This is a genomic window from Streptomyces sp. NPDC092952 (genome assembly GCF_044754785.1).
In the GTDB taxonomy this organism is placed as follows: Bacteria; Actinomycetota; Actinomycetes; order Streptomycetales; family Streptomycetaceae; genus Streptomyces.
This window is the reverse complement of record NZ_JBIVPT010000021.1, coordinates 26,166-39,222: the sequence shown is the minus strand read 5'-3', so window position 1 is coordinate 39,222 and position 13,057 is coordinate 26,166. Positions and strand designations below refer to the sequence as shown.

At 74.3% G+C, this 13,057-nt stretch carries 12 protein-coding genes; 7 read left to right on the top strand and 5 right to left on the bottom strand.

Annotated features, from left to right (window positions below):
• Nucleotide 1 precedes the first annotated feature (1 nt).
• Both ACIQGQ_RS32170 and ACIQGQ_RS32165 read left to right on the top strand, forming a co-directional pair.
• On the top strand, nt 2–811 hold the full coding sequence (locus ACIQGQ_RS32170; protein WP_402402598.1) for an alpha/beta fold hydrolase: 810 nt from the start codon (nt 2–4) through the stop codon (nt 809–811).
• Complete coding sequence (locus tag ACIQGQ_RS32165; RefSeq protein WP_402402595.1) at nt 808–1,977, top strand: glycosyltransferase; 1,170 nt, start codon at nt 808–810, stop codon at nt 1,975–1,977. Before ACIQGQ_RS32170 ends, ACIQGQ_RS32165 begins: the two co-directional genes overlap by 4 nt.
• Before the next feature lie 212 nt (nt 1,978–2,189).
• Here the strand turns inward: ACIQGQ_RS32165 and ACIQGQ_RS32160 are convergent, their stop codons facing one another.
• Complete coding sequence (locus ACIQGQ_RS32160; RefSeq protein ID WP_402402592.1) at nt 2,190–2,981, bottom strand: SGNH/GDSL hydrolase family protein; 792 nt, start codon at nt 2,979–2,981, stop codon at nt 2,190–2,192.
• Between the two features lie 245 nt (nt 2,982–3,226).
• Between ACIQGQ_RS32160 and ACIQGQ_RS32155 the strand changes: the two genes are divergently transcribed.
• The 3 genes from ACIQGQ_RS32155 (at nt 3,227) to ACIQGQ_RS32145 (ending at nt 8,427) form a co-directional block, all read left to right on the top strand.
• Nucleotides 3,227–5,197 carry a DUF4139 domain-containing protein gene (locus ACIQGQ_RS32155; RefSeq protein ID WP_402402589.1) on the top strand — a complete coding sequence of 657 codons (1,971 nt, stop codon included), beginning with the start codon at nt 3,227–3,229 and terminating at the stop codon, nt 5,195–5,197.
• Nucleotides 5,198–5,204: 7 nt separating this feature from the next.
• A complete protein-coding gene (locus ACIQGQ_RS32150) occupies nt 5,205–6,767 on the top strand; it encodes a mucoidy inhibitor MuiA family protein (RefSeq protein WP_402402587.1) in 1,563 nt (520 codons plus the stop codon).
• A 64-nt stretch (nt 6,768–6,831) separates the two neighbouring features.
• The gene (locus ACIQGQ_RS32145; RefSeq protein WP_402402584.1) at nt 6,832–8,427 is read left to right on the top strand and encodes a sensor histidine kinase; all 1,596 of its coding nucleotides are present in this window, start codon (nt 6,832–6,834) and stop codon (nt 8,425–8,427) included.
• Between the two features lie 16 nt (nt 8,428–8,443).
• Here ACIQGQ_RS32145 and ACIQGQ_RS32140 read toward each other — a convergent pair whose 3' ends face one another.
• Nucleotides 8,444–9,265 carry an ABC transporter permease gene (locus ACIQGQ_RS32140; protein ID WP_402402582.1) on the bottom strand — a complete coding sequence of 274 codons (822 nt, stop codon included), beginning with the start codon at nt 9,263–9,265 and terminating at the stop codon, nt 8,444–8,446.
• A complete protein-coding gene (locus tag ACIQGQ_RS32135; protein WP_402402580.1) occupies nt 9,262–10,227 on the bottom strand; it encodes an ABC transporter ATP-binding protein in 966 nt (321 codons plus the stop codon). Before ACIQGQ_RS32135 ends, ACIQGQ_RS32140 begins: the two co-directional genes overlap by 4 nt.
• 151 nt (nt 10,228–10,378) lie before the next feature.
• Between ACIQGQ_RS32135 and ACIQGQ_RS32130 the strand changes: the two genes are divergently transcribed.
• A complete protein-coding gene (locus ACIQGQ_RS32130; protein WP_402402577.1) occupies nt 10,379–11,164 on the top strand; it encodes a response regulator in 786 nt (261 codons plus the stop codon).
• A 64-nt stretch (nt 11,165–11,228) separates the two neighbouring features.
• Here the strand turns inward: ACIQGQ_RS32130 and ACIQGQ_RS32125 are convergent, their stop codons facing one another.
• Nucleotides 11,229–11,957, bottom strand: coding sequence for a GNAT family N-acetyltransferase (locus tag ACIQGQ_RS32125; protein WP_402402575.1), 729 nt, complete (start codon nt 11,955–11,957; stop codon nt 11,229–11,231).
• 154 nt (nt 11,958–12,111) lie between these two features.
• The gene (locus ACIQGQ_RS32120; protein ID WP_402402572.1) at nt 12,112–12,459 is read right to left on the bottom strand and encodes a DoxX family protein; all 348 of its coding nucleotides are present in this window, start codon (nt 12,457–12,459) and stop codon (nt 12,112–12,114) included.
• Nucleotides 12,460–12,553: 94 nt separating this feature from the next.
• On the opposite strand from ACIQGQ_RS32120, the gene ACIQGQ_RS32115 reads away from it, so the two are divergent.
• On the top strand, nt 12,554–12,997 hold the full coding sequence (locus ACIQGQ_RS32115; protein ID WP_402402570.1) for a MarR family winged helix-turn-helix transcriptional regulator: 444 nt from the start codon (nt 12,554–12,556) through the stop codon (nt 12,995–12,997).
• Nucleotides 12,998–13,057: the final 60 nt, after the last annotated feature.

The following is a 13,057-nucleotide window of genomic DNA, read 5'->3' as shown; positions in this document are numbered from 1 at the left end:
CATGGCCAAGATCCGTACCGGCGAGATCATCACCCACGTACAGCGGTTACCGGCCACCGCCGTGCCCGCCCACGGCGGTGATCCCCAGGTCGTCGTCCTCGTCCACGGGCTGCTCACCGACAGCCTCGCCAGCTACTACTTCACACTCGGTCCCGCCTTCGCCGCCGCCGGGCACGACGTCGTCATGTACGACCTGCGCGGGCACGGGCGCAGCGACCGGCCGGCCACCGGCTACCGTCTGGAGGCGTTCGTCGACGACCTGGCGGCGCTGCTGGACGGGCTGGACGTCACCGGCCGGGTGCATCTGGTCGGCAACTCCTTCGGCGGGACGATCGCCGCCGGTTTCGCCGCCTGGTACCCGGACCGGGTCGCCACCATCACCATGATCGAGTCCGAACCGCCGGTCGCCCTGTGGAACGAGCACATGCGGGCGGGGCTCGCGGACGCCAAGGAGCACCTGGTCCTGGAGGAGTCGATCAGCTGGATCGCCGCCCACCACGGCGCGCACACCGCCCGGCTCTCCCGCAACGCGGGCCGCATCCTGCGGGCGACGACGCTCGCCGAGGACGTGCCGCTGAGCCGGACCATCGACGACGACCTGTCGGCGCTGGCCTGCCCGCTGCTCGCCGTCTTCGGTGACGAGTCGGGGCTCAGCGCCCAGGTGCCGGACCTGGAGAAGCGGGTGGCCGGCTGCCGCACGGTGGTCCTGCCGGAGCAGGGCCACTCGGTCCTGGTCGAACAGCCCGCCGTCACCCGTGACCTGATCCTGGGGTGGATCGCCGAGCACACCCCGGCGGGAGTCGCGCGGTGACACGGTTCCTGCTGGTCGTGCCGCCGCTCGTCGGCCACACCAACCCGCTGGTCGGGGTGGCCGAGGAGCTGGCCGGGCGCGGCCACACCGTCGCCTGGTGCGGGAACGCCGAGCAGCTCGGGCGGCTCGTGGGCGGGGGTGCGCGGATCTACGACTGCCCGATGCCGGTCGACGGGCGGATGGTCCGGCCGCCGGGGCTGACCGGTCCGGCGGCGTTCCGGTTCCTCTGGGAGAACTTCTTCGTCCCGCTGGCCGAGGCCATGGCCCCGGGCGTGGAGGCCGCCGTCGACGACTTCGCGCCCGACGCGGTCCTCACCGACCAGCACACGCTGGCCGGTGCGCTCGTCGCGGAGCGGCGCGGCATCGCGTACGTCAGCGCGGCCAGCACCTCGGCCGAACTGGTCGATCCGCTCGCCGCGTTCCCGAAGATCGGCGCGTGGCTGGCGGAGCTGCTGGACGGGCTGCGCCGCCGTATCGGGGACCCCGCCGCCGAGGGCGACCCGCGGTTCTCCCCGTACGGGGTGGTGGCCTTCACCGGGCGCGAGCTGATCGGCGACGCGCCGCTGCCGCACGACCGGGTGCGGCTGGTCGGCCCGGTCATCGCGGAGCGCCCGGGCGACGGCGACTTCCCGTGGGAGGAGCTGGACGGGGACCGCGCGCTGGTGCTGGTCTCGCTGGGCACCGCCAACACCGACGCGGGGGGCCGTTTCCTGCGGGAGGCGGTCACCGCCCTGGACGCGCTGCGCGACCGGGTCCAGGGCGTGGTCACCGACCCGGGCGGCCTGCTGGAGGACGTACCGGACGGCATCCTGGTACGCGGGCACGTGCCCCAACTCGAGCTGCTGGCACGGGCGTCGGCGGTGGTGTCGCACGGCGGGCACAACACCGTCTGCGAGTCGCTGTGGCACGGACTGCCGCTGGTCCTGGCGCCGATCCGGGACGACCAGCCGATCGTCACCGGTCAGGTCGTCGCGGCGGGCGCCGGGGTCCGGGTGCGGTTCGGGCGGGTCGACGCGGCCCGGCTGCGGACGGCGCTGGAGACCGTGCTCGACGACACCGGCGGCCACCGCACCGCCGCCCGTGCCATCGGCCGCTCGCTGCGGGCGGCGGGCGGCCGGCGGGCCGCCGCCGATCTCGTGGAGAGCGCCGCGGCCGGCCGGTCCTGAGGAACGTCCCGCCCACAAGGGCGGGGGCGCCCGGCCCACCGGCCGAACACCCCCGCCCCGATCCTCATCCGTTCTCCCGCATTCCCACCATGGCAGGCGCTTCGCATTCCATCCGCCAGGAGGGCCGGTATTTCAATTCCCGTTCCCGCGGCCGCTGAATTTCGCACGCCCTTTTCAAGGTCTCACCGCGCCGGAAATCAGGGGAGCCCGATTCAGCCGGTAATACCGTTGAGCAGCGCGAGATATCCGTCGCGGTGTCCGGCCGTGTTCGGGTGGTAGGACTCGTCCAGCTTGCTCCACTCCAGGCTCGTGACCCAGTCGGGGCCCTTGGAGCAGATGCTGTGCGGGTCGAACGAGGACCGCGGGTCGAGATAGGTGAACCCGGCGGCGGAGGCGGCCGCCGACTCCACACCGGCCAGCGTGTCGGCCGCCGAGTTGAGCGCCGTGCGCTCCTTGTCGCTCAGCCCGAGGATGCCGCAGCTGCCGCCGATGGTGTACAGGCGCGGGTAGCCCACGACGACGACCCGGGCCTGGGGGGCGCGGGCCCGGATCGCGGCGTACACCTGCTGGAGCCGGCCCGGAAGATAGCCGGTCGCGGCGGCCTTCGCGGCGTCGACGCCCGCGACGCAGTCCTTGTCGTCGATGGTGAGGATGCAGTTCTTCAGCACGTCGACGAAGCCCACGTCGTTGCCGCCGACCTGGACCGTCACCAGGGTGGTGTCCGCCGTCACCTGGGGCACCTGGTTGGCCAGCAGCTCCGTGGTGGTGTCGCCGGAGCAGGAGGCCTCGACGAAGGCGTAGTCGGTGTGCTGGGCCGCCCACAGCCTGCTGTACGCCAGCGGTCCCCGGCGGCAGGCGTCGCCGGAGTTGTCGTACGTACGGGTGCCGACGCCCACCGCGTAGGAGTCGCCGAGCGCCACGTACTTTCCGCCCGCCGCATGTGCCGGGGCAGCCGATATCGCACCGACCAATAAGGCGGAAACCATACCGAGAACGATCTTCATGGATCGCATGGGACCCTCTCCGATTGAAGAAATTACCGACCCCCATGAAATACCATCGGTGAATGCGCCGGGAACACCCATTCATCGGAAAAATCAAAAACTCCCGATGACGTCCGTCCGAACGGACGCCTTCCGTTCCCGGCGCCGCACGACGTGTCCTGGCGCGTCCGGGGGGTGTCCGGCCGACCGGCGGCCGTGGCGCCTATGCTGCGCTCAACACGGACACGTCAAGGGGGGCTGGACGGATGACGGCTGGTTCGCTCGATTCGCTGCCGGAGTGGGGCTCGGCCCTCGATTCGGTCGTGGTGTACGCGCGGGGCGCCCTCTGCCGCCGCCTGGCCCGGGGCAGCGTGCCGCCGGACGGCCGGGTACGGGTGACGGGCCTGCCCCGCTCGCTGGACCCCGGCTCGCTGCGGGTCCGGGTCCTGGGGGACTCCGGGGCGCGGGTCACCGGGGCCCGGGTGGAGGTCGGGGCCGAGCCGTCCGGCGCGGAGGTGCCCGAGGGGCCCCGGCGCGAGTTCGAGCGGCTGACCGAGGAGTACGCCGCGGTGTGCGGGCGCCGGGACCGGCAACTGGGCCTGATCGAGGAGGTCTCCGCGCTCCGGCCCGTCCCGCCCGCCCGCAGGCGCGAGGACCCGCACCGCCGTACCGCCGCCGATGCCTGGCTGGCCCTCGCCGACTTCGTCGACGGGCGGCTGACGGGGCTGCACGCCCGTCTGGTCGAGCTGGAGGAGGCGGTGCGCGAGGCGGAGCACCGGCTCACCGTCGCCGCCGACCGCCTCGAACGCGCCTCCACCGACACGCCGTCGCCCGGTGTGGACACCACGGTCCGCGCGGTCCTGACGCTCGACGGTGCCGGGGACGGCGACACCGGGGTGGAGCTGGAGTACGGAGTGCCGGGCGCCGTCTGGGTGCCGACGTACCGGCTGGGCCACCGTCGGGACGACGACAGCGGACGCCTGGTGCTGCGCGCCTCGGTCGCCCAGCGGACCGGCGAGGACTGGACGGGCGTGCGCATCGCCCTGGCCACCGCCGACCTCCGCCGCCGTACCGATCTGCCGAGGCTCCGTTCGCTCCGGATCGGGCGCGGCCGGCCCGCACCCGCGCCCTCCGGCTGGCGCGAGCCCCCGGCCGGGCTGGGCGACCTGTTCTCCGGCTACGACGCGGCGGGGCCGCCCCCGCCACCGGCCGGCGTCCTGGCGGTGGCCGCCGGAGCCGGAGCCGGTCCCGTACGGCCGTCCTCGCCGCCTCCGCCGCCCCCGCCGCCGACCGGGGCTCCGGTGGCCGGCGGGTACGGGGCCGCCCCGGCCGCCGCCCGCTCCGCCGTCCCGGCCGCGCCCGGCGGAGCCGTACCGCCGCCCCCTCCCCCGGTGACGGGACCGCCGCGCCCCGGGGACGCCGAACTCGACTACGCCGGGCTCGTCCTGTGCGGCCCCGACGAACAGGGCGGCCGCCGGGGCAGGCTCTTCCCCGGCGCCGCCTTCGACCCGGTGACGGCCGAGCACCGCCGCCGCGCCGAGGCCGTGGCCGCGCTGCCGCTGCCCGGTCACGCCGTGCGGCCCCGTGAGTCGGCGGGCTCCTTCGACCACCGCTTCGACGCCGCCGCCCGCGCCGACATCCCGTCCGACGGCACCTGGCACACCGTCACCGTCGGGGAGATCCCGGTCGGCCTGCGGACCGAGTACCTCTGCGTACCGTCCGTGGAGCAGACCGTGTACGCGACCCTGGTCCTGTCCAACGCCACCGACCAGGCTCTGCTGGCCGGCCCGGTGGAGGTCACCGTCGACGACGAGTTCCTGCTGACCGCCGCGCTGCCCACGCTCGCCCCGGGCGGGGTGCGCCGGATGGGGCTCGGCCCGGCGGAGGCCGTCCGCGTCACCCGTCGCACGCGGCTGGACGAGTCGGCCTCCGGCCTGCGCGGCACGACCACGGTGCTCGACCACCACGTCCAGGTCGAACTGGCCAACCGGCTGGCCCGGCCGGTCACGGTGGAGGTGCGCGAGCGGGTGCCGGTCACCTCCGACCCGAACGTCCGGATCGAGGAGCGGGCCGACTGGACGGCCCCGGAGGACGGTGCCGGACCCGACCCGCACCCGCCGGGCACCCGCGTCTGGCGGCTCGACCTGCCCCCGGGCGCCACCGCCGCCCTCGACGGCGGCTACGAGATCCGCATCCCGGCCGGCAAGGCCCTGGCCGGCGGCAACCGCAGGAGCTGAACACACCATGTCCACGCCCCCGAAGCCGATCGCCCTTCCCGTCACCGCCGTCACCTGCCTGGAGGACCGGGCCCAGGTGGAGCGGACCGCCGTACTGGACCTGGCGGCCGGCGTCCAGCGGCTGCGCCTCGGCCCGGTCGGCGCGGCGGCCGTCGACCGGACCCTCCACGCCGAGCTGGTCTCCGGTCCCCCCGCGACCGTGCTCGACGCCCGGATCGTCCGCACCTGGACCCCGCGCGGGCCCCGGCCGCCCGCCGACGGCGACTCCGCCCTGCGCCACCGACTCCACGCCCTGAAGACGGAGCAGCGCGAGCTGGAACAGCGGCGCGACCGGCTCCGTACCCGGCTCGACGTCCTCGGCCGTCTCGCCGCCGACCTGCTGCGGGAGATCGGCGAGGGTGCCGGTTCCGGGGAGAGCGAGCTCGCGCGCTGGACGCGTGAGCTGGACCGCGCCGACGAGGAGCGCGACACGTACGCCGAGCGGCTCCGCGCCTGCGAGGCCCGGTTGAGGGCGCTCACCACCGAACTCGCCGCGACCCGGCACGCCCTGGACCTCGCCGAGGAGGAACCGGCCGAGCTGGTCGGCCACATCGAGCTGACCGTGGCGGCGGAGGCGGCCGGTCAAGTCACCCTGCGGCTGAGCCACCTCACCCCGTGCGCCCTGTGGCGCCCCGCCTACCGGGCGGTGCTCGACGGGGACACGTTGACGCTGGAGACCGAGGCGGTGGTCTGGCAGCACACCGGCGAGGACTGGTCCGACGTGCGGCTGACCCTGTCGACGGCCCGTTCGTCCCTGGCCGCCGAGCCGCCCCGGCTGGTCGAGGACCGGCTGGTCCTGACGGACCGTCCCCCGCACGAGCGCCGCACGGTCGAGGTGGAGCTGCGCGAGGAGGAGATCGCGGACCTGGGCCCCGCCCCGGTGCTCGGCCTGCCCGGGGTCGACGACGGCGGCGAGACCCGCGTGCTGCGGGCCCCCGCGCCGGTCTCGGTGCCGGGCGACGGCCGGGCCCACCGGGTGCCCGTCTCCGTGTTCAGCACGGCCGCGCCCGCCGAGTATGCCTGCGTCCCCGAACTCTCGCCGCTGGTCACCCGGGTGGTGCGGTTCGACAACCGGTCCGGCCACGCCCTGCTCGCCGGGCCCGTGGACCTGGTCCGGGACAGCGGCTTCGCCGGGCGCGGCGCACTGGAGTTCACCGCCCCCGGCGCCCCGGTGGAGCTGGCCTTCGGAAGCTGCGACGACTACCGGGTGGTCCGCCGTACCGAGGAGTCCCGCGACACCACCGGCCTCACCCAGCGCACCGTGGTCACCCGCACCGTCCGACTGGACCTGTCCCGGTTCTCGGCCCCCGGCGAGCGGGACGAACGCACCGTCGCCGTCCGCGAACGGATCCCGGTTGCGGAGGTCTCGGCGGTGGAGGTCCGGCTGCGCGAGAAGTCCTGCTCCCCCGCCCCGGACGAGGTCGACGCCGAGGGCATCGTCCACTGGACCGTCCCCCTCCCGCCCGGCGGCCGACGCACCGTCACCCTGGTCTACGAGCTGTCGGCGAGCGCCAGGGTCACCGGCCTGTGAGCCGGTCGACGGGCCCGGCCGCCGGGCGGGTGCCGCACGACCGGCCGGGTGCCGGGACGGAACGGTGACCGGCGGCGCACCCCCCGGACCGCCGCCGGGGACCGGGCGGGCCCGGCTCTTCGACGCGGCGCTGTGGGTGGCGCTGGCCGGTGCGGTGGTGTGGGACTTCCGGTCCGCGCTGGCCCCCTCGGCGGTACGGGACCTGGTGGCGCCCCTTCTCGTCCTGGCGGTGGCCGTTCCGGCGAGCCGCCGCTGGCCGGGCACCGCCGTGGTCGCCGTGAACGGGCTGTGCGCGCTGGGCCTGGCCGACGCGTCGGACCCGGCCAACGCCGCCGCCCTGGGGCTCGGCGCGATGACGTGCCTGCTGGGCGCCCGAGTGCGGGAGGTGCGCGTTCCGCTGGTGGTGCTCGCCTCGTGCCTGGCCGTCGACCTCGCGGTGTGCGCGGTGCTCGGGCAGGGCGCGATCTGGTGGTTCTACGCGGTCACCGTGCTGCCGGTCGCCCTGCTGGTGCCGTGGCTCGTCGGCCGCTACCAGCAGGCACGGCGTGCCCTGGTGTCGGACGGGTGGCGGCTGGCGCGGAACCTGGAGGAGCGGCAGCGGTTCGTCGCCGAGCAGGCCCGGCTGCGGGAGCGGACGCGTATCGCGGCCGACATGCACGACTCCCTCGGGCACGTACTGAGCCTGATCGCCCTGCGGGCGGGCGCCCTGGAACTGTCACCGGACCTGACCGACCGGGACCGCGCCGATGCGGCGGAGCTGCGCGGGACGGTGTCGGAGGCCGTCGACCATCTGCGGGAGACGGTGACGGTGCTGCGCGAGGGGCCGGACGCGGGCCCCGAGGACTCCTCCGTGGAGTCCGTCGAGGAGCTCCTGGACCGGGCGAGGGCCTCCGGTGTCGTGGTGGAGCTGGTCCGGGAGGGTGACAGCCCGTCCCTCTCCCCGCTGGTCGGACACGCCGTGTACCGGGTGGTGCAGGAGTCCCTGACGAACGCGGCGAAGCACGCCCCCGGCAGTGCGGTACGTGTCCGGATCACCCATGCGGACGGCCGTACCGAGGTCGAGGTGGTCAACGCGGCTCCTCCGGCGGGCCCGTTGCCCGGGCAGGTGCCGGGCAACCGGGGTCTGACCGGGCTGCGGGAACGGGTGGGCGCGCTCGGCGGGGTGCTGCGCGCCGGACCGTTCGAGCGGGGGTTCCGGGTCACCGCCGTGATGCCGGACCGGGTGGGCGGCACGCCTCCGGACCGTGCCGTGCCGGACGGCCGGGACGACGGGGCGGAGTCGGCGCGCCGGATGCGGGACGCGCGGCGCGAGGTCAGGCTGCGGTTCGCGGTGGCGTTCGTCGCCCCGGCGGCCCTCGCCGCGACGGTCCTTCCGGCTGCCGGGTACCTCGCCTACCAGTTGTCGACGTGCATACTGCGCCCGGTGGACTACGCCGCCGTCCGGATCGGCCAGGACCGGGCCGAGTTCGTCCGCCTCCTGCCGCCGCGCGGATACCGCTACCCGTCGGACGCGGCACGCGCGGTCCCCCGCCCGTACGGCAGCACCTGCGTGTTCTACCGGTCGAACGGCAGCCTTCTCGACCAGGCCGACCTGTACCGGTTGTGCTTCTCCGGTGGCCGGCTGGTCGCCAAGGACGTCATACCGGGCGGCCCGGTATGACGTCCCGGGGCCCGGGTCAGGCGTCCCGGTGCCGGAGCACGCAGGCACCGGCCACCTGGGCGGCGGCCGTCCACGCCAGCAGGACCAGAAGGCCCACCGGGGCCGGATAGGGGGCGTTGCCGTCACCGAGCATGAAGTACCCGCCCGCGGTCTGCGGCAGATAGTCGTTGACGGCCAGCAGCGCCGGGCCGCCCAGCCCGACCAGCATCGCGGGGAGCGCGGTGATCAGGACGAAGAGGGCGGCCACCGCACCCGCCGCGGCCCGCGCGGCGAACGAGACCCCCACCGCCAGCACCCCGATCAGCGCGCAGTAGACGCCCATGGCGAGGATCCGGGAGGCGGTTCCGGACGCCTCGAACTCGGCATGCCCCCGGAACGGGCCCCAGGCGACGGCGGTGCCCAGCACACCGAACACCGTGCCCGCCACGAAGCCCACCACGGCGCTCAGCAGCGCCTTGGCCCCCTGCACCCGGTGTCTGACCGGCACCCACAGCAGCGAGTTCCGCACACTGCTGGTCGTGTACTCGCTGGTCACCACGGTCACCGCGAGGACCACCAGGACGAACTGGGTGAGGGCCACCGAGGAGACCGGGGCGTTGCCCACCGGCTGGACCGGCTTGTCGTTGATCCGGGCGATCGACCCGTAGTAGAAGGTGAACACCGCCGTGACGACCAGACCGGCGGCCAGGCAGACGTAGGGCGTGCGGATGGACCACAGCTTGGTCCACTCCGCGGCGAACGCACCGGCGAACCCGCCACCGCTGCGGTCCTGTTCCGGACGGCCGCGGTCCGGGCGCTCCCGCCGTTCGCCGTCCACGACGGCCGATTCCACGCTCATGCGCCCTCTCCCCGCTTCTCGCCGGGTCCGGCTTCGCCGGTCCCCGTCCTCCCCGTCCCGTACTCCACGCTCCGCGCGGTCAGTTCCATGTAGACCTGTTCCAACGAGGCGGATTCGGTGCGCAGTTCGTGCAACCGGACACCGAGCCGGTGGGCCAGGTCGCCGATCTCCCCGGCGTCGCGGCCGTTCACGACGAGCCCGCCGTCGGCCGCCGTCTCCACCTCCGCCCCGCCGTCCTCGCGCAGCCGGCCGGCCAGCAGGCGCAGTCCGTCCGGGTCGGGGACGCGGATCCGCACCGACGCCGGGGAGCCGCCGGCCAGCAGCTCGGCCATCGGGGTGTCGGCCAGGAGCCTGCCCCGGCCGATGACCACCAACTGGTCGGCGGTCAGCTGCATCTCGCTCATCAGGTGGCTGGACAGGAAGACCGTCCGGCCCTCCGCCGCCAGGGACCGCACCAGCTCGCGCACCCAGCGGACGCCGTCGGGGTCGAGCCCGTTGACCGGCTCGTCGAGGATGAGCACCTCCGGGTCGCCGAGCAGCGCGCCCGCCATCCCCAGCCGCTGGTACATGCCGAGGGAGAACGCCCCGGCCCGGCGGCGCGCCACCCCGGCCAGACCGACGGTCTCCAGCACCTCGTCGACCCGGCGCGGCGGAATGCCGTTGCTGCGGGCCTGCGCCACCAGGTGGGCGCGGGCGGAGCGGCCCGGGTGCAGCGCCTTGGCGTCCAGCAGCGCGCCGACCTCGCGGACCGGGTGCCGGAAGGAGGAGTACGGCTTTCCGCCGATGAGCGCCTCGCCCCCGGACGGGCGGTCCAGGCCGAGGATCATGCGCATGGTGGTCGACTTCCCGGCGCCGTTGGGCCCCAGGAATCCGGTCACCCGGCCTCCCTCGATGTCCAGGGTCAGACCGTCCACGGCGACGGTTCCGCCGTAACGTTTGGTCAGGCCTCGCAGGCTGATCATTGGTTGTCCCTTCGACTCACTCGTACTCCCGTCACGCTAGGAAGCGACCGGGTCAGGCACATCGGTCGTTCGCCGGGAGGACCCCCTGCTTTCGTCGGGGGTGGCGTCAGATCCCGGCCCGGAGGGCGCGTTCACCGCTTAGGGTCGTCCTGTGCGGGAGACACGGGAGGACGAGGAGGCCGGGGAGGCGCGACCGCTACGGATCCTGCTCGCCGACGACGAGGCGATGATCCGTTCCGGAGTACGCGCGATCCTGGCCCGGCATCCGGGCATGGAGGTGGTCGCGGAGGCCGCCGACGGCCGGGCGGCCGTGGAGCTGGCCCGTCTGCACCGGCCCGACGTGGCCCTGCTGGACATCCAGATGCCCCGGCTGGACGGCCTGGACGCGGCCGCGCAGATGTACCGCGACCGCCCCGGCGCGGCGGTGATCATGCTGACCACGTTCGGCGAGGAGGCGTTCGTCGTCCGCGCGCTCCACGACGGGGCCAGCGGGTTCCTGCTGAAGGCCGACGACCCCCGTGAGCTGCTCAACGGGGTACGGGCGGTGGCCGCCGGGGGCGCCTACCTCTCACCGAGGGTGGCGGCCCGGGTGGTCAACGCGCTGCGTACCGGCCGGGCGGGGCACGGGACGCCGTCGCGGCAGGCCGTGGAGCACCTCACCAAGCGGGAGCTGGACGTACTGGCCCTCCTCGGGGCCGGACTGTCCAACGCCGAGATCGGGGCGGAGCTGTTCCTGGTGGAGAGCACGGTCAAGGCGCACGTGAGCGCGATCCTCGCCAAGCTCGGGGTACGCAACCGGGTCGAGGCCGCCATCACCGCCCACGAGGCGGGCGTGGTCCGCCGCGTCCGGGCTCCGCTCCCCCGCCCGGTGCCCCGGACCAGCGGCCAGGGCCCGGCGTCGGTCGCACGGCCGACCGGACGGGACTCCCGTACGTGACCGGGGCCGTGCGGCCCAACCGGTCCTTCCGGTGGCGGCGGACGGGTCACCCGCGAGTGGCCTGTCAGTGCCCCGGCGCCCCGTCGGCGGCGCGAACGTCGGCCAGGGACCTCTTCTGGCGGCCCTCCGCGTCGAAATTGCCGGGCGAGAGCCACTGCCGCAGCGCCGTGCCGACGCGCGGCCACTCGGCGTCGATGACGGAGTACCAGGCGGTGTCGCGGCTGCGGCCCTTGTAGACCACGGCCTGGCGGAAGATCCCTTCGAAGGTGAAGCCCAGCCGCAGGGCCGCCCTGCGCGAGGGCGCGTTGAGGCTGTCGCACTTCCACTCGTAGCGGCGATGGCCGAGCTCGTCGAAGACGTAGGACATGAGCAGGAACTGGGCCTCGGTGGACACCGGGGTCCGCTTGAGAAGGGGCGAGAAGGTGACGCTGCCGACCTCGACGACGCCGTTGGACGGGTCCTGGCGCATCAGGGCGAGAGTGCCCACGGCCCTGCCGGTGCCCAGGTCGACGACCGCGTAGGTCAGGGGGTCGTCCGCCCGCGCCGCCTCCGCCAGGTGGGCGCGGTGGCCGGCCGGGTCGTCGAAGGGGCCGACCGTCATGTAGGTCCAGTCGCTGTCGTCCGTCGCGCGGGCGAATGCCGCGTACAGGTCGTCGGCATGGCGGTCCGCGTCCAGGGGCTCCACCCGGCAGAAGCGGCCCTCAAGGGTGACCCGGCCGGGCGCGGGAACGCCCGTCCAGCCGGGCAGCGGGGGCCCGACGGGCTGGCCGTATTCGTTGGGTCGTGCGGACATGCTGGTCTCCTCGCGTGGTCCGGCTCTTCCGGGCCAGGCATCGCGCGGCCCCCGATGAGGTCCACACTAAGGTCATTCCGCGGGGCCCCGACGTGGCGTACCCACCGCGAGGGCGCGAGCACATCGCGTCGCCGCCCGGCGGAACGAGGGCGGATCAGGCGGAGGCCACACGCAGCACCAGCGCGGCGACCGCGAGCAGGGTGAGCACGACCACCGGCGCCACGGCGTAGTCCTTCACGCGCAGGTGGGCGATGACGCCTCCGGCGAAGTAGAGCACCAGCCCCACGGCCGCGGCCATGCCGAGCGGTGCGACCACCAGACCCGCGAGCAGGCCGAGCGCGCCCGCCGCCTTCGCGGTGGCGAGCCGGGGAAGCCAGGACTCCGGCACGCCCACCTTCGCCATGCTGCCCACGACCTGGGGGTTTCGGGTGAACGTGAGGAAGGCGGAGCCGGCGGAGGCGAGCGCGAGCAGCACGGCGACGACGACATATCCGATGAACACGATGGAACAACTCCAATGATCAATGAGAAGCAATCGTTGAACGATATCAATGATTACTCGCAATCCACAATGGAGTCGCTGTTACGGTGGCGTCATGGCAGCTGCGCGACCGGACGACCGACTCGGCTTTCTCCTCTCCTTCCGCGGAGAGCTCACCGGCGTACGCATCCGCGCCGCCCTGGGCGTGGTCGGGCTGCCCCCACGCCAGGCGATGACCCTGATGCGACTGGCCCCCGGCGCCACCAGTCAGCGCGAGCTGGCGGCCGCGATGGAGATCGACCCGAGTCAACTCGTTGCAGTACTCAACGAGTTGGAGTCGTCGGGGCTGTGCGAGCGCCGACGGGACCCCGCCGACCGGCGGCGGCACATCGTCGAGATCACTCCGGCGGGCCAGGGGGTCCTGGAGCGCATGGACGAGGCGGTGCGCGAGGCCGAGCGCGAGATCTTCGGTGGTCTCACCGAAGCCGAACAAACCCTGCTGCGGGAACTGCTCGACCGTGTCGTGGTGGACCCGGCCGCCCACGAGTGCGGTGAGTGAAATGCCGCACCGGCCCGGCCGAGGATTTCGGCCGGGCCGGTGCTGGTGCCCGCGGTCGGT